Origin of the sequence: Oceanimonas baumannii (assembly GCF_002245495.1) — a bacterium.
Taxonomy (GTDB): domain Bacteria; phylum Pseudomonadota; class Gammaproteobacteria; order Enterobacterales; family Aeromonadaceae; genus Oceanimonas; species Oceanimonas baumannii.
The window spans coordinates 99,371-115,822 of record NZ_NQJF01000014.1; the positions used below are offsets into that span (position 1 = coordinate 99,371).

13 protein-coding genes and 2 pseudogenes are annotated in these 16,452 nt (G+C 52.3%); 9 read left to right on the top strand and 6 right to left on the bottom strand.

The window, feature by feature from the left end; genetic code table 11:
- The first annotated feature begins 121 nt into the window (after positions 1 to 121).
- The 3 genes and pseudogenes from pobA (at position 122) to B6S09_RS15645 (ending at position 2,183) form a co-directional block, all read left to right on the top strand.
- The gene (gene pobA / locus B6S09_RS15635) at positions 122 to 1,306 is read left to right on the top strand and encodes a 4-hydroxybenzoate 3-monooxygenase (RefSeq protein WP_094279442.1); all 1,185 of its coding nucleotides are present in this window, start codon (positions 122 to 124) and stop codon (positions 1,304 to 1,306) included.
- Positions 1,307 to 1,467: 161 nt separating this feature from the next.
- Positions 1,468 to 1,602, top strand: a pseudogene (gene tatA, locus B6S09_RS15640) (twin-arginine translocase TatA/TatE family subunit); the annotation flags it as partial.
- Between the two features lie 293 nt (positions 1,603 to 1,895).
- The gene (locus B6S09_RS15645) at positions 1,896 to 2,183 is read left to right on the top strand and encodes a hypothetical protein (RefSeq protein ID WP_094279430.1); all 288 of its coding nucleotides are present in this window, start codon (positions 1,896 to 1,898) and stop codon (positions 2,181 to 2,183) included.
- A gap of 247 nt (positions 2,184 to 2,430) precedes the next feature.
- Here B6S09_RS15645 and B6S09_RS15650 read toward each other — a convergent pair whose 3' ends face one another.
- The 5 genes from B6S09_RS15650 to B6S09_RS15670 form a co-directional block, all read right to left on the bottom strand.
- Positions 2,431 to 3,690, bottom strand: coding sequence for a Zn-dependent hydrolase (locus B6S09_RS15650; RefSeq protein ID WP_094279431.1), 1,260 nt, complete (start codon positions 3,688 to 3,690; stop codon positions 2,431 to 2,433).
- A gap of 43 nt (positions 3,691 to 3,733) precedes the next feature.
- The gene (locus tag B6S09_RS15655) at positions 3,734 to 4,549 is read right to left on the bottom strand and encodes a FadR/GntR family transcriptional regulator (RefSeq protein WP_094279432.1); all 816 of its coding nucleotides are present in this window, start codon (positions 4,547 to 4,549) and stop codon (positions 3,734 to 3,736) included.
- 47 nt (positions 4,550 to 4,596) lie between these two features.
- On the bottom strand, positions 4,597 to 6,123 hold the full coding sequence (locus tag B6S09_RS15660) for a sodium:solute symporter family protein (protein WP_094279433.1): 1,527 nt from the start codon (positions 6,121 to 6,123) through the stop codon (positions 4,597 to 4,599).
- 12 nt (positions 6,124 to 6,135) lie between these two features.
- Complete coding sequence (locus B6S09_RS15665; protein ID WP_094279434.1) at positions 6,136 to 6,375, bottom strand: hypothetical protein; 240 nt, start codon at positions 6,373 to 6,375, stop codon at positions 6,136 to 6,138.
- 247 nt (positions 6,376 to 6,622) lie between these two features.
- Entirely contained in the window at positions 6,623 to 8,107 is a 1,485-nt protein-coding gene (locus B6S09_RS15670; RefSeq protein WP_094279435.1) for a M81 family metallopeptidase, read from the bottom strand.
- Between the two features lie 425 nt (positions 8,108 to 8,532).
- On the opposite strand from B6S09_RS15670, the gene B6S09_RS15675 reads away from it, so the two are divergent.
- The 6 genes from B6S09_RS15675 to gabD all read left to right on the top strand — a co-directional run bounded on the left by B6S09_RS15675 (position 8,533) and on the right by gabD (position 15,712).
- Positions 8,533 to 9,339 (top strand): spermidine synthase, encoded by an 807-nt coding sequence (locus B6S09_RS15675; protein ID WP_134113995.1) that lies wholly within the window; start codon positions 8,533 to 8,535, stop codon positions 9,337 to 9,339.
- A gap of 85 nt (positions 9,340 to 9,424) precedes the next feature.
- Positions 9,425 to 10,915, top strand: coding sequence for a PucR family transcriptional regulator (locus tag B6S09_RS15680; RefSeq protein ID WP_094279436.1), 1,491 nt, complete (start codon positions 9,425 to 9,427; stop codon positions 10,913 to 10,915).
- A 203-nt stretch (positions 10,916 to 11,118) separates the two neighbouring features.
- On the top strand, positions 11,119 to 12,525 hold the full coding sequence (locus B6S09_RS15685; protein ID WP_094279437.1) for an NAD(P)/FAD-dependent oxidoreductase: 1,407 nt from the start codon (positions 11,119 to 11,121) through the stop codon (positions 12,523 to 12,525).
- A 21-nt stretch (positions 12,526 to 12,546) separates the two neighbouring features.
- A complete protein-coding gene (locus B6S09_RS15690) occupies positions 12,547 to 12,891 on the top strand; it encodes a cupin domain-containing protein (protein WP_166670335.1) in 345 nt (114 codons plus the stop codon).
- A 42-nt stretch (positions 12,892 to 12,933) separates the two neighbouring features.
- Positions 12,934 to 14,193 carry an aromatic amino acid transport family protein gene (locus tag B6S09_RS15695; protein ID WP_208321765.1) on the top strand — a complete coding sequence of 420 codons (1,260 nt, stop codon included), beginning with the start codon at positions 12,934 to 12,936 and terminating at the stop codon, positions 14,191 to 14,193.
- Between the two features lie 64 nt (positions 14,194 to 14,257).
- Positions 14,258 to 15,712 (top strand): NADP-dependent succinate-semialdehyde dehydrogenase, encoded by a 1,455-nt coding sequence (gene gabD, locus B6S09_RS15700; protein WP_094279439.1) that lies wholly within the window; start codon positions 14,258 to 14,260, stop codon positions 15,710 to 15,712.
- A gap of 81 nt (positions 15,713 to 15,793) precedes the next feature.
- On the opposite strand, the pseudogene B6S09_RS18675 reads toward gabD, so the two are convergent.
- Positions 15,794 to 16,230, bottom strand: a pseudogene (locus B6S09_RS18675) (IS3 family transposase); the annotation flags it as partial.
- Positions 16,231 to 16,452 lie beyond the last annotated feature (222 nt).

Sequence of the window (16,452 nt, forward strand, 5' to 3'; positions counted from 1 at the left end):
CTTGTTTTAAAAAGTCCAATTATAAACTTATTACGTCCCTTCTTGTTCACCTTTGAATAACCAAAAATACAATTTATCAACATTACAAGGAGAAGCCGCCTTGCCGGCTGTGGAGGAAGTGATGAAAACCCAGGTTGCCATTATTGGAGCCGGTCCGTCCGGTCTGCTGCTCGGTCAGCTGCTGAGCAAGGCAGGGATCGACAACGTCATTCTGGAACGCCAGACGCCCGAATATGTACTGGGCCGCATCCGCGCCGGCGTTTTGGAACAGGGAATGGTAGATCTGCTGCGTGAAGCCGGTGTCAATGAACGCATGGAGCAGGAAGGACTCATACATGAAGGCTTTGAGCTGGCGTTGGACGGGCGTCTCGAACATATCGATCTGAAAACCCTGACCGGTGGCAAAACTGTCATGGTTTATGGCCAGACCGAGGTCACCCGGGACCTGATGGAAGCCCGTAACGCCGGCAAGGGTAAAAGTTTTTACCAGGCCAGAGATGTAACACTGCACGATCTCAAAAACAGCGCTCCCTACGTGACCTTTGAACACAATGGTGAGAAGCATCGTCTGGACTGTGACTACATCGCCGGCTGCGATGGTTTCCACGGAGTTTCCCGCAAGTCTATTCCCGAGGGGGTACTGACCGAGTTTGAGCGGGTCTATCCTTTTGGCTGGCTGGGATTGCTGGCAGACACTCCCCCGGTACACCATGATCTTATCTACGCCCGTCACGAGAGCGGCTTTGCCCTGTGCAGCATGCGCTCGCTGACCCGAACCCGTTACTACCTGCAGGTTCCGTCCACCGAAAAAGTGGAAGACTGGTCAGATGAACGATTCTGGAATGAACTCCGTAACCGCCTTCCCTGCGAACAGGCCCAAAAGCTGGTCATAGGTCCTTCACTGGAAAAAAGTATTGCTCCCCTGCGCAGTTTCGTCGTGGAGCCCATGCAGTATGGCCACCTCTTCCTGCTGGGGGATGCCGCTCACATCGTCCCCCCCACCGGCGCTAAGGGACTGAATCTGGCCGCCAGTGACGTTAACACCCTGTATCGCATCCTGCTCAAGGTCTACCAGGAAGGTCGCACCGATTTACTGAAAAAGTATTCGGAGATCTGTCTGCGACGCATCTGGAAGGCGGAACGCTTCTCCTGGTGGATGACCAGCATGCTGCATGATTTTCCGAATAACGATGCCTTTACCAAACGCATGCAGCAGACTGAACTGGATTACTTTGTCGGCTCTGAAGCCGGCCGCAGAACCATAGCGGAAAATTATGTCGGCCTGCCCTATGAAGACATAGAGTAAATAACAGATGAAAGTGGTCAGAATGATAGGGGAAAGTTCTGACCGCTGACATCATTACCTATCGTCGTCTGATACGGTATCAATAAAGCACCTGGGTCATACTCCCCGTTGTATGGCCTGAGATTAACTCTCGACTATTTAGACGGAGATAAATTATGGGACTGGGAGGCATCAGTATATGGCAACTCCTCATCGTGGCATTAATCCTGGTGTTGTTATTTGGTTCAAAAAAATTGCGCAGTTTGGGTAATGACCTAGGCAGTGCCGTACAAGGGTTCAGAAAAAACATGAAGGAAAATAGCGAATAAATCAGCCTGCCAAATCAAACTTACCGGTACACGCTTTGACAAAGATGCTGGCCTGTACCCACAGCTCCACCAGCCGGATCTTGCCCGAACGGGCGCCACCTAAAATAAGTTCATGAAAGGCCAGTCCCGAATGTGGGTTGCAGCTCCCCCCTGCTTTCCTGTTATAAAGGTGTTTTGCGGAGCATTGTACCCGTCGCCGCCACGATATCCTGTTCAGAAACTGGCTGTGATAAACTGTGATCCTTATCAAGCTTTGACAACATCCGCAGGGAGCCAGACGCATGAACTTCAAAGCCTTTCACGCCTCACTCAACCAGTCCAAGCCACCCGCCGGCCTTTCCGATGCCCTTACCGCCCTCTGGCTGGATGCCAATGGCCAGTGGGAACAAGCCCATGAATGTATACGTGATAACAGTGATCGGCCTTCCGCCTGGGTACATGCCTATCTGCACCACGTAGAAGGCGTATTATGGAACGCCGACTACTGGTATGGCCGCGCCGGCAAGCAACGCCCGACATGCTCCACCCAAGAAGAATGGCAGCAGATAGTGCAGGCACTGCTGGACTGATTCACCAGAACCATCCTGGCCATAAAATTTTTGCCCCGTTATTCCGGGGCAAAACGCCGAGGTGCAAGCAACGTACCGTTTAATGGTAAGAAGTAACCGACATCACTATTTCAGCTTTTTTTGTAAAGAGTCAAATCAGAAAATATATAAACGGTTTAAGACCTGACGGTGAACCAATAGCCGGCTCACCGTCAGGCCAGGAGTGAATAACCACTTCTCAACATAAACCATATTTAATCATTATTTTTTATACTATTATTGCCTGCTCCAGCATGGCGTGCAGCAACACATTACACCCATCATGCAGGTCGGCCGGAGCTGCATTTTCTATCTCATTGTGGCTGATACCCTTTTCGCAAGGGACAAATATCATGCCGGCGGGAGCAATCCGCCCAATAAAAATGGCATCGTGGCCAGCTCCGCTGACAATCTCCATGTGTGAATACCCAAGCTGATTTGAGGCATGGCGTACCGCATCGATACAGTTATCGGAGAAGTGCTCGGGAATAAAATCTGCGGTTGGAGTAAGCTCGGCACACAGCCCATGGCGCTGACTGACGTCTTTCACCAGTTCAACCAGGCTGTTCGCCATTGCTGTCAGCGTATCAGCATCAAAGTGCCTCAGATCAATGCTCATGTTGACCTGACCCGGAATAACATTGCGCGAGCCTGGATGAACCTGCATTACACCAACTGTGCCACGGCCATGGGGCTGATGCTCATTGGCAATACGGTTCACCGCCTGGGTTATCTCGGCAGCCCCCAGCAGAGCATCTCGTCGTAAACGCATGGGAGTAGGACCAGCGTGAGCTTCCTGACCGGTAAGCGTCAGGTCGAACCACTTCTGCCCCAAAGCCCCCACCACCACTCCTATCGTTTTACCGCATTCTTCAAGTATTGGGCCTTGTTCAATATGAACTTCAAAGAATGCCTTGATATGGTCACTGCTCACCTGCGCCTTGCCACTGTAACCAATATTGGTCAGGGCATCACCGACACTAACCCCATCGGGGTCGGTCTGGGCCAGCATTTTTTCCAGTTCAAGCTGTCCTGTAAATACGCCTGAGCCCATCATGCAAGGAGGAAAACGACACCCTTCTTCGTTGGTCCATACAACAACCTCAATCGGCGCTTTCGTCTGAATATTATGCTGGTTGAGGGTGCGAATTACCTCCAGCCCGGCCATCACGCCATAACATCCATCAAACTTTCCGCCTGTCGGCTGAGTATCGATGTGACTGCCGGTCATGACCACTGGCAGCCCGGGTTCCTGACCAGGACGTTGGGCAAAGATATTACCTATCGCATCAACACGAATGGAGCAGCCCTCCGCCCGGCACCATTCGACAAACAAATCCCGGGCCTGGCGATCCAGGTCAGTTAACGCTTGCCGGTTAACACCCCCTTTTGGCGTCGCTCCCAGTCTGGCAAGCTCCATCAGGGAATCCCAGAGGCGTTCACGATCGGTGTGTAATGTCACAACAGGGTTAAGTTGTACCGTGTTCATCAAGGTCCCTCTTTTTGATTAACTTAGGAAATATGGGGTCGCTTCAACGAGTTTGATTAACAAGCTTCAGCAAAGGTGAAACATCAACTGCCTGACTCCGCTCACCCGGAGTAATTAACATCTGATCACTCATTTCCGCTTCCAGTGCAGACATATGCTGTTCTGCGTCACGCATATGTTCCTCCATCAGTCGCCGTACACTTTCTGCATCCTCAGCCCGGAAAGCAGCAACAAGATCATGGTGATATCTGTAATTAGCGTTATCAAACTGCTTACGCTCCGGTACATAGGCTTTTTTGACCACGACCAGATCGCGCAACATGTCGTTCAGAAAGCGGCACATAAATGACAACAACGGGTTAGGACACGCTTTTGCCAGCAAATTGTGGAACTCCAGCTCCAGGAACCGCTGACGCCGCTGATCTTCTTCTCCTGATTGATGACATTCACACGCCAACATATTGGCCTCCAGACTTGCCAGCACGCTTTCGCTTAACAAGCCAACCACGGAAACGGCCATTTCCACTTCCAGCAAGCGCCGGATCTGGTAAACCTGATAGCCGTCTAGAGAACGAAAGTGCAGAAAATTGCGCAGCATTCGGCTCGCCGGCTCCATACCGGGCGTGCTTAGAATGGCTCCTCCACCGGGACCCGTTTTGAGGATAATAAGACCTTCCACCTCAAGGATTTTAAGCGCCTCACGAACAGTGCCCTTGGCGCAGCCATAAAGCTCTATCAGCGTCTTCTCATTGGGTAGCCGATCTCCCTCACTTAGCCCTTCGGTTGCAATCCAGCGCTTAATATTATCGCTGATAAGCTCGGCCAGTTTTTGACGACGAGGTGAGGGTTGCTGATTCATATCTGGCTCCTTACCGGGCAGGGCCTGAACAGACCCTGCCCTCGAGGTTAACGAACAGAGGCGGTATTGCCTGTCGGCCGGGCCTCATCTTCCAGGTTTTCAGGATGATACTCTGCATCATATTCCTGACGTGCTTGAACAAACCGTTCGACCACATCGGTATCACTGCGCTCAAGCGCCAGACTCAGCCCGACAAACAAGGTGCCATTAACCAGCAGCCCCCAGATACCGGCATGCAAACCGAGAGGATTACTGACACTGGCACCGTAAGTAAGGAGCAGCACCGTGCTCACCCCGCCAAGTAGTCCCCAGAAGGCTGCTTTCGGATGAGCTCTCTTCCAGGTAATGGCTCCAATGGTGGGCACGATCAACTGGGCTGTGCCGGCCAAAGCGGCGATGCCGATGGTAACCAACAGACCGGGCACGGTCAGCGCCATAATGTAGGCGGCCAGGGAAAACCCGACTAATGACCAGCGACCGATGGCCACTATCCGAGCCTGCGTGGCGTTAGGGTTGAGGTAGCGCTGGTAGATATCCATAGTGACAACCGTAGACACAGCATGAATCTGAGAATTGGCTGTGGACATCGCCGCTGCAGCACCAGCAGCCATAATGAGCGATGCCAGCAAATACGGCGCGTAGTTCATCAGCATCACCGGAAGAATCTGATCCGGGTTCTCCAGATTGGGCTCCAGCAACACTCCGGTATACCCCGTCAGTACCGAGCCGAAGTAAGCAAACGCCGCAAGACCAAGGAGAAAGGGCATCAGATTAAACAGCCGGCCGCTCTTTACAGCGTACATCCGCAACCAGATCTGCGGCCCCATAAACGCCCCAATTGCCACAATGACAAACAGCGAGAACCACATACTGTATCCCATATTGCCATTCGGCCCTGGCATGGTCAGGTGCTCGGGTGAGCTCTGTTGCAGCTGAGCGAACAATGCAGCGGGCCCTCCGACTATCGTCGAAATATAGTAACCGGCAAACATCATTCCAAAGAATAACAAGGCACCATAAATAACATCTGTCCATGCAATGGCACGAATACCACCCACCCACACATACACAATGATAATGAAATAGAACAGCAAGGCTGCCAGCCAGAATGGCACAACACCACCTGACGCAACTTCAATCAGGTAGGCACCACCAGTCAGCTGTATCTGTAAATAAGGAACGGTAAAAACCAAGGTAATGACAGCAACCAACACCCGCAGAGACTCACTATTATAGAAATCGCCCATCAGATCGGAAGGAGTAAGGTAATTAAATCGTTTACCCAAAAACCAAACCCGCTTTCCCACCCAGTAGTACATAAAGCCGAACAGGAGGTTCCATGCCAGTGCGGTTAGGTACACTGGCCCGCTGGTATAGAAGGTGGCATTGGAGCCCAAAAAGGCAAATGCACTCCACCAGGTGGCAGCGACGGTAAAAAATACCGCAACGCTTCCCATCGCACGTCCCTGTACAAAAAAATCTTCACTGGTATCCTGTAATTGCCGTGAAGAGATAATACCTACCATCAGGGGAATAATCATGAAGGCGGCGATAATCAAAATGCTACCGGTCATAGCAAAATCTCCTTAGGCTTTACGCAAAGATGAGGAAACGCGGCTGCTGCCCCAATCAGTGACATAAGCAACAAGAAATAAGATAGTAATAAAAGCCCACCAGCCGAGATTCCATAATAAGAAAAATGGAATATTCATAATCATGGGCTCAACCTGATTAGCCACCAGAATCATAGGGCTTTCGAGCATGACAAAGCCCAGGATCATCAGACTATAAATAACAAACTTCCGAGAATAGAGAGTCCTTCTCATTTTATTTCCCCTTGTATTTTGGATGGGGCGGGTGGATCCCGACACTGGCAAGTTGCCGGGGATGATCACATCGGAAATCAGCGAAAAACTAATTTATACTAATAAATATAATTAATAGAAGGCTTTCAGGGCATCGTCAAGAAACAAACGAGAAATATATTTCTATTAAAATCAGTCACGCAAAAAGCCCTTGGCAATATAAATTACCAAGGGAATAAAATGATATAGAACTGAATATTAAGTCAGTTCATCCCCAAGAAAACCCTGCATCTAGCGGGTATACCGGACGTTCCAAGTGGATATATTTAAAAAGCTCATAATTCGAGCTGGTTACACCAGCGCTGGCACATTCGACTAATGCTTTTGCTATCGGCTCAAAAACAGGACGGCAGTACATTCGTGATTTCATGATCAGATAATCACAACTCTGAGGCTCCAGACCGACACTTTGGTAGACTCCTATATCCCAGGGCTCATGCGATTTTTCAGTAATTAATATTTTTATATCTCCCGCGTCCAACACTGCAGCCCTTCCCATAGAGCAGACCATGCCAGTATACGTCGGGCCTGTAATGGTATATTTACCGTCGGTTAATGACATGACTTTACCTGTTATTTTCAGACCAGGCCCTGCCTTTTCATTTCCAAAAAGTGGCACCACATTACCAATGGAAAGAGTGAGTTCTTTTCCGACCCCGGCCTGATACATTCGTTCAACAGTAAAAGGATCACACACAGGTCCGGCAATAATATCAGAGAGCCCCTGCCTTAATGCTTCGGCTATGACATCCATAGTGTCACAAGTACCACCTGACATGCAGTTGTCACCATGGTCAAGCAACAAAACGGGACCAGCACCCGGCTTTTCTTTAGCCAGCATGGCCTCTGATATGGACGTTACAAGGGGACTTTCATAGTAAATAAACCGTTCTCTTTCGGACCAAAGCTGAGCCTTTAACTTACCTTTAATGCTATCAGCAAGCTCCAGTGAATCAGCGAGGACGACAACGGACATTCCCGCCTTTTCTACATCAGCCAAAGGAAAGCCACCAAACACAGAAACAGCATAAACACCCTGTTGTTTCTCGAACGCTACTGCAGCGTCTATAATCTCCTGCATTGCACCCGGCACATTCGTATTCATCATCAGTGTATGTGCTAATTGGGGAGGGTGCACCCATGTTTTTTCGGGTTTGACATTAGCTCTCAGTATATCATCAATAATACCAGCGACATGAGCCCCGGTTTCTTCCATATCTACATGCGGGTAAGTTTTGAAACCAATCAAAACATCACTGTTATTAACCATCTCATCCGAAATATTGGCATGAAGATCTAATGCAACACCTACTGGGACATTTTTATCTATTTTTCTTATACGCTTAAGTAATTCACCCTCTCCATCCTGGTAACTTTCGGTCACCATGGCACCATGTAAATCCAACAAGACAGCATCACAACCACGTTCAACGGCTGATAAAATCGCATCACTCATCTTTTTCCAGGCATCATCCGTCACCCGCCCACTTGGATTTGCGGTTGCGAATACCGGTGTTACCACTTCTGCTCCTACCTTGCTGGCATATGCAAGAAAGGCCCCCATTGCAGTACAAGAGCCCTGAGCCACTCTTTCGGCATCCTCCCCCCACGCAGGCTCAAAAGCCGCAAGCGGAGTACTTACAGGTGAGAAGGTGTTGGTTTCATGGTTCATCCGAGCAATAACAAAACGCATTCAGCCTCCATAAATCGGTCCCTCTCTACCTTTAAAGCTGGATGAGGAAAAATGTAACGCCAGTTGCCCGGGAAAGTCCTCCAGGCACCAATATTGAGCTCCCGCTGCTCTCTTGCAGCCAAGGATAATCACCTTGTTGCTCCGAACTTCAGGTTGATGAGACCTCTTCGCGTAGCATTACCAAGACAATGCAACAGGTTAACAAAATGTTAAACACCAGTCTCTTTAACTTGGGTTAAGCGTTTACTTAACTTTCCGGTTGCACCTTCCGAGATCTCAGGATGCCACTATGCCTCAGGCAGTAGCATGAGCGCCCTCTCCCCTTTTCTTACAGACTGGATGTCATGTTTCTCCCGCAGACAAGTCAGCTTCAGCACCACGGCTGCACTGAGTTACAATGGCGTTTTGCCCGGCAAAGGTGTGTTATGGAACAGGAAATTTTCAGTGCTCAGGATCAATATGGCCAGATCCGGGTGCTCGAAGATAACGGGGTGCGTACGCTTAACTTTGGCGGCCCGGATGCCCAGAGCAGCTGGCAAAAAAGTGAGCCTCATGTGCCACAGCTGGAGTATGTAAGAGCAATGCTGCTGGTGCTTTTGTTCAACACACCCAAACAGACCCTGACCCTGGGGCTGGGGGCCGGCACACTGAACAGCAGCCTGCATGCCGGCATTGCCGGTTTAAAGCAGCAGGTCGTGGAGCTGCGTCCGGGGGTGATTGAAGCCGCACAGCGCTTCTTCCAGCTGCCACAAGGTAAACGGATGCAACTGCACCAGGCCGATGCATTCGAGTTCATGCGTAGCTATCAGGGCAAAAAACTGGATGTCATTTTCAGCGATCTGTATAACGCGGATGATGCAGAAGGTGAGCAGTTCTCAGCCGAATTTCTGGAGAACTGCCGCCGTCAGCTCAAGGTCGGTGGCTGGCTGGTGCTTAACTGCTGGGATTGTCATCAGAGCGATGAATTTATGCAGCTTCTGCATACACACTTTTGTGATGTGCGCTCTTGTCTGCTCAGCAGCGGCAACTGGGTAGTACTTGCCGGTACTAATCCCGCCATCAATAATGCAAAGGCCTTGAAAGATCAGGAGTGGTCGCTCAGCAAACAGCTAGGTTTTTCACTCTCCCCCTACCTGGGGCGGCTTGTCAGCCACGTAAACATCATGTTAGCTACTCCGTCGTCACTAGAGTCGAGTAATGTGATGAAACAGCTGTATAAAAACCAGCCATGATAAAGAGCTGTTGGAACCTGATAAATGAGCCCGGACAAGTCATCCACCTCATGAAAGCCTGTCATTAAAACCGGAAGCATTCACTATGCAGTTCACCATCAACGACATCATCAAGACGGCCGAATTACGCACTCGCCTGTTATCTGGTAGCGGGCTGGAGCGGCCAGTACGCTGGGCACATGTCTGCGAACTGGACGACCCCACTGAATGGTTGGGAGAAGGTGACTTGCTGATGACCACGGGTCTGGCGATTCCTTCCACTCCCGAGGCACAACGATGTTACCTGGAGCGCCTTGTATCGGCAGAGCTGGCCGGTCTGATGATTGGTGAACACATGCAGGCACCGGACAACCTGCAAGCATTGTGCGAAACAGCCGATACGCTTAATTTTCCGATTTTGTTAACCCATTACGGCGTTCCCTTCGCTGCCGTCACCCACGCTATTGTTGAAGCCAACCGCCAGCAGGACTTCGAACGGCGCAACCTGATTACCCAGATATACGAGAACGCCCGGCTCGGTCTGCAAGGGCTGGGACTGAGTCGTCTGATATCGCGACTTGAGAAAGACACCCGCGCTACTCTGAGCCTGCTGGAAAGTAACAGTCTGGAGCCCTGGCTGCCCAGCCTGAAAAGACTGGAAGTCGACCAACTCATCCTGTTACAGCATAAACGTAGTAAAACACCGCGCCAACAGTGGATCATCCAGCGCTACCGGCTAAATGAAAGCCGCCAATTAATGCTGATGGAAATACCATCACAACGCAACTGCCTGCTGGTTGCAAACAGTGATGGCCTGCTCGACTATAGCTTGCTACACCATGTAGTAGCCGTATTGGGCATTGAGTTAGAGCGACTGCAAGTCGAACATGAGCGTCAGCTGCGGCTGGGTTCCGAGTTACTGGACGACTTATTACAACACCGCTTGTCACCACGGCTGCTTGAACAGAGACTAGCCCAGTTTGATATCACACTGGAGCAGGCACAACTGGCCGTTACCTCCCTGGCAAACGACCCCGACTTCTCCGATATCCTGCTGCGCCGTGGGATCATGCCGTTATGCCGTGTCCAGGGGGAGGAATTAATCTTTCTGGTTGAACAAAGTCAGGCGATTGAACTTCAGCACCAACTGGGCGGCCCCATGGGATTAAGCAATATTCTGGAACATCCTGAGCGTGCCACAGAAGCGTTGCGTGAAGCGCGCCTGGCCCACTCCTGCGCCACCCCAGAAGCTCCGTTTCAGCAGTATGCTCACAGCGATCTGACGCCTTGGCAACCCAGAAACCTGGACGAGGCCAGACAGGTTTTTCAACAGGTGCTGGGCCGGCTGGCGGAGCACGATGTACAGCAAGGTTCGCAGTTGCTGATGTCCCTGAGAACCTTTCTCGAGCACAACCGCTCCTGGCTGGGAGCTGCCCAGCAGTTACATATTCACAAACAAACGCTGGTTTATCGTATCCGTCGTATCGAGGCAATCACCGGCCGCTCACTCAGCAATACAGAGGATGTAGCCATACTCTGGTTTGCACTGCGTGCTGGCAGCTTGGCAAGCATTAACCTCAACGCTCCCCGGCTGTGATCCCGCCCGCATAACACACACTTTTCCCTTCATTGCACCATCTCAGCACAATAACCAGCCAACACTTGCCCTGACTGCCTTTCGGGTCGGGGTTTCATACGATCGAACAAACCACCCCGTCCGTTCTTTACCTTTGAAACATTGTTGCAACCTTTAGGTAACGCAAGAATATGTCGGTAATATCTGAACAGGATTGATACCGAATGAAACTTGCACTCACTCCCCCTCTTAAGCACAGCTACTGGCTCGAGCAGGCTGAGCCAACAGCACTTAATCCAGCCGCTTTGCAGGGACACCATCAGGTCGATGTCGCCATTATCGGAGGTGGCTTTGTCGGACTCTGGACGGCACTGACCCTGAAACAACATGAACCGGATATCAGGGTCATGATTCTGGAGCAGGACATTTGCGGCGGAGGTGCGTCCGGCCGCAATGGCGGCATGGCCATGTCCTGGTGGCCCAAGATCGGCACCCTGTCCTCTTTTTGCAGCCAGGAACAGGCCCTGTTTCTCGGGCACAGTGCCGAGCAGGCCATCAGCGATCTGGGTGAATTCTGCCGTCAGCATAATATTGACGCCCATTTCCAGCAACGTGGCTGGTTATGGACCGCCACCACACCGGCTCATGTCGACAGCTGGAATACCACCCTAAAGGCCTGTGAACGCCTGGGCGTCATGCCATTTGAGCGCGTATCAAAAGCAGAGATCGCCCGTCTTACCGGATCAGATGTTCACCTTGCCGGCGTACTTGAGCGCAGCAATGCCACCATTCAGCCCGCAGCCCTGGCCCGCGGGCTGCGGCGGGTCGCAGAGCAGGTCGGAGTCGAGATCATGGAGCATAGCGGTGTCACCGAACTGCAGCCAGGTCAGCCGGTGATCCTCAAAACAACACAGGGACAGGTACTGGCCAATAGCGTGGTGCTGGCCACCAATGCCTGGGCGGCCTGCCTGCCCGAACTGGCCAGATTGATAGTACCGGTTAACAGCTCCATCGTGGTGACCGAGCCGATCCCGGATCGCCTGCAGCAACTCGGGTGGACCGGCAATGAAGCCATCACCGACTCCCAGTTGATGGTCGACTATTACCGGACAACCACCGACGGCCGTATTGCCTTCGGCAAGGGTACCGGCGCGCTCTCCTATGGCTCTCAAATCGGTCCCCTGTTCAGCGAAGACAACAAGGGGATTGCCATGACCGAAGCTGACTTCCGCCGGACTTACTCCACTCTGGAAGATGTGGAATTCAGCCATTCTTGGTCGGGCCCCATCGACCGTACCTACGACAGCCTGCCGGTTTTCGGACAACTACAAGATCAGCCAAACATTCATTACGGCATTGGCTGGAGCGGCAATGGCGTCAGCCCCAGTCGCATTGGTGGACGGATCCTGGCCAGTCTGGCCCTGGGCAGACAGGACCAATGGAGCCAGTGCGCCCTGGTAAACCGGACCTGCAAGCCTTTTCCTCCCGAGCCATTTCGATATCTGGGGGGCACCCTGGTGCGCAACGCCGTGATTCGCAAAGAGCGGGAAGAGCTGGCCGGCCGCCCGGGCAGAGCACTGGATCGCATGCTGGCCAGTCTGGCGCCATCCGGACTTGAAGACAAATCCTGAAACAACAAAGGAAACATAATAATGACCGAGATTATCCGTTTGACCAACGACACTCTTTTCAGCGCAGCCACTCCGGTGGCCGAGCCCATCGGCCTGCCGGTGGCACAAACCCGCACAGCCCTGCATCGGGAACTATCCGACACACAAAACACTACGGGGATCTGGGAGTGCACCCCCGGCAGCTGGCGTCGTCAGGTATTACTGGCTGAGTACAGTTACATCATCAGCGGCACAGGCCGGTTTACTCCCGATGAAGGCGAGCCCGTCGATTTTCAGGCTGGTGATGCCATTTACTTTCCGGCCAACACCTCAGGCACCTGGGAGATCCGTGAAACCGTTCGTAAAACATATCTGCTGCTGGGATAAGGCTGCACCGACACCAACGATGTCTATAAGGAGAACAGAACAATGAGTGTGATGGAAAAGGATTTGACGACGTTCGGCAAAGTCGAGGCGGCTGAAAAAGGGGATTTAAAAAGTCATCGACTGAGCTCGATGGAAACCATCGGCATCATCGTCGGCACCAATATCGGTGCCGGTATCATGGGCATGGCCTATGCAGCCCGCAATGCCGGCTTTCTGCCACTGCTGGTATGCCTGGCCATCGCCTGTATATTCTGCATCATTACCATGCTGTACGTGGCAGAAGCCAGCCTGCGCACCCAGGGTAACAAGCAACTTAGCGGATTGTCCAAACGCTACCTGGGCCCCATTGGCGGCTGGTTAATTTTCTTGGCGGTGGCCGCCAACAGCTATGGCGCACTGGTTGCCTACATGACCGGTAGCGGCAATATTATGACCGAATTTTTCGGCAGCTACGGCATGACTCGCGAGCTGGGCAGCCTGCTGTTTTTTATTCCTTCGGTGCTGGTACTGTACCTGGGTCTGAAGGCCCTGGGGGCTGGTGAACGACTGGTCAGCAGTGGCATGGTCGTGCTGGTCCTGGTGCTGATTGGTGCCACCCTCGTCCACCAGAACACCGAACTGAACCACCTGTGGCAAACCCAGTGGCAGTATATGGTTCCCGTGTTCAACCTGGCGGTGTTTGTGTTTGGTGCCCAGTTTCTGGTTCCCGAACTGGTACGGGGTAACCGCACCACAGCGCACAAGCTACCCCGACTGATCATCATCGGTATGGTGATTACCTTTGTATTGGTCGCTGCAGTACCGGCCTCGGTCATTACGCTGGTCGGCCAGGAAAACCTGACTGAAGTCGCCACTCTGAGCTGGGGCAGCTCTTTGGGCAGCTGGGCCTACTATGTGGCCAACACTTTTGCCCTGATGGCCATGTTGACTTCCTACTGGGGGCTGGGTGGCTGCCTGTTTACCAATATGTTCGATCACTTTCGACTGGGTGACGGCACTAACAAAATCAGACGTGCCATGGTATTGGCGGCGGTTTCTATTCCTCCCTTTATTTTGGCTTACTCGGGTATCGGAAGCTTTGTAAACGCCCTGTATTTTGCTGGCACCTTTGGCGGTGTACTGATGGGAATTATCCCCATTCTTTTGCTGCGCGTTTCCCGACGACACGGGGACAAACAACCCGAGTTCGTCTGCGGCTGGTACGCTCACCCACTCATTCAGGCCGTTATCATCTTTATTTTTGCCTCCAGTGGCGTCTACGCCATTGCCTCCGTACTGGGCCTGCTCCCCAGCAGCTGGTAACCCACTCTTCCCCCTGAATATACACAGTGCCGGTGGCTTAACACCGGCACTGTAGGAGACTTTTATGAAACTCAATGATCTTTCCTTGTTTCGCCAACAGGCCTACATTAACGGCCGCTGGTGCGATGCCGACAATGGCGAACATACCCTGATTTACGATCCGGCCAACGGTGAATGCCTCGGCTCGGTCCCCAATACCGGACTGCAGGAAACACGGCGCGCCATTGAAGCAGCCAAGGCGGCTCAGCCCGCCTGGCGCGCCCTGACGGCCAAGGAACGGGCCGCCCGACTGGCCGGCTGGGCCCGATTGATGATGAGTCATCAGGACGACTTGGCCATGATCATGACTCGCGAACAAGGCAAGCCGCTGACCGAAGCCAAGGGAGAAATCGCCTATGCCGCTTCCTACCTCGAATGGTTTGCCGAAGAAGGCAAACGGGTTTATGGGGACATTATTCCCGCCCATGCCCCTGACAAACGCCTGCTGGTACAAAAGGAGCCGGTAGGCGTGGCGGCAGCCATTACTCCCTGGAATTTTCCTTCAGCCATGATCACCCGCAAGGCCGGGCCGGCACTGGCTGCCGGATGCGCCATGGTGCTCAAGCCCGCGCCCCAGACGCCCTTCTCTGCGTTGGCATTGGCCCATCTGGCCGAACTGGCGGGGATCCCTGCCGGCCTGTTCAGTGTGTTGCCATCCGATACAACACGCAGCCTGGAAGTGGGTAAAGAGTTATGTGAAAACCCCATTGTACGTAAACTCAGTTTCACCGGCTCCACCGGTGTCGGCATCAAACTGATGCAACAATGTGCTGCCGGAGTAAAAAAGCTATCGCTGGAGCTGGGCGGCAATGCCCCCTTTATCGTGTTTGATGATGCCGATCTGGATGCCGCTGTTGAAGGCGCTCTGATGGCGAAATATCGCAATGCCGGCCAGACCTGTGTCTGTGTAAATCGCTTTTACGTACAGGACAGTGTTTACGATGCCTTCATCGACAAGCTGGCGGTAGCTGTTGGCCAACTGCAGGTCGGTAACGGCCTGACCGATAGTGTCAGCATAGGGCCACTGATCAATGCCGAGGCCGTCAAAAAGGTCGCGCAGCATCAGCACGATGCACTGAGCAAAGGAGCCAGGTTACTCACCGGTGGCAAATCACTGGGTGGAAATTTCTATGCTCCTACCCTGCTGGCGGATGTGACCCCGGATATGGTGGTAGCGCGGGAAGAAACCTTCGGCCCTCTGGCTCCAGTTTTTCGCTTCAGGGACGAAACCGATGTCATTAGGCAAGCCAATGACACCGAATATGGTCTGGCCTCCTACTTTTACGCACGGGATCTGGGTCGAGTGTTTCGCGTTGCCGAGGCGCTGGAATACGGCATGGTTGGCGTGAACACCGGGTTGATTTCAACCGAGCTGGCCCCCTTTGGCGGGGTCAAGGCATCAGGGCTCGGCAGAGAAGGGTCAAAATACGGTATTGATGACTATCTGGAAATCAAATACGTATGCCTGGGCGGACTCTGAGTCTCTTACTCTAAGGCTCCCATACCTAGCGACAGAGCAGAACAATTTCTGCTCTGTCTTGGCGCTACAAACGTGTAATGATCAACTAATCCCGGACAGTAAATTAGACCGGTATTCGGCCTGAACCGATGGTAATCCCCCATTGTGCTGATGGGACGCTGCCGGTTGTAGTAGTTCATCAGATAATCAACGATATCTCTTTTGGCTTCAGCCATAGACGGATAGCCGGTCGCTGGTACCCATTCCGTTTTCAAACTGCGGGACAGTCTTTCCATCGGGGCATTGACTCTCCCTGCAACTACGCCAACGGCAGTACAGATCCATGGTGGTAGCCAAATAACACCAACGGCTACCGGCCCAGAGGTAGGTAATATCCCCCACACCAGTATTGATTCGATGCGGCGAGCGTAAACTCGCGATGCAACCGGTTGGGAATATATGGTCGTTCAACAGTAGGCCATTTTATAGGTATGAGACCCTGGTTGCTTGCATATCAGGCCCAGTTCCTTCATCAGACTTGCGCCCGGTAAAGATCCACTTGATGACCTTACTCTCCATCACCAGCATCAATGTGCGGCTACCCGCAGACCGTAAACAAACGCTTCACTTCACACCGCTCCTGAAGCACTGCGCATTCACGATACGTTTTCGCTTCAGGTAGTCATAAGATATTCGGCTTTATCCCGCAAGTTATGCGCAGCTAATACATAAAAACCCCAACCATTTGGCTGGGGTTTTTA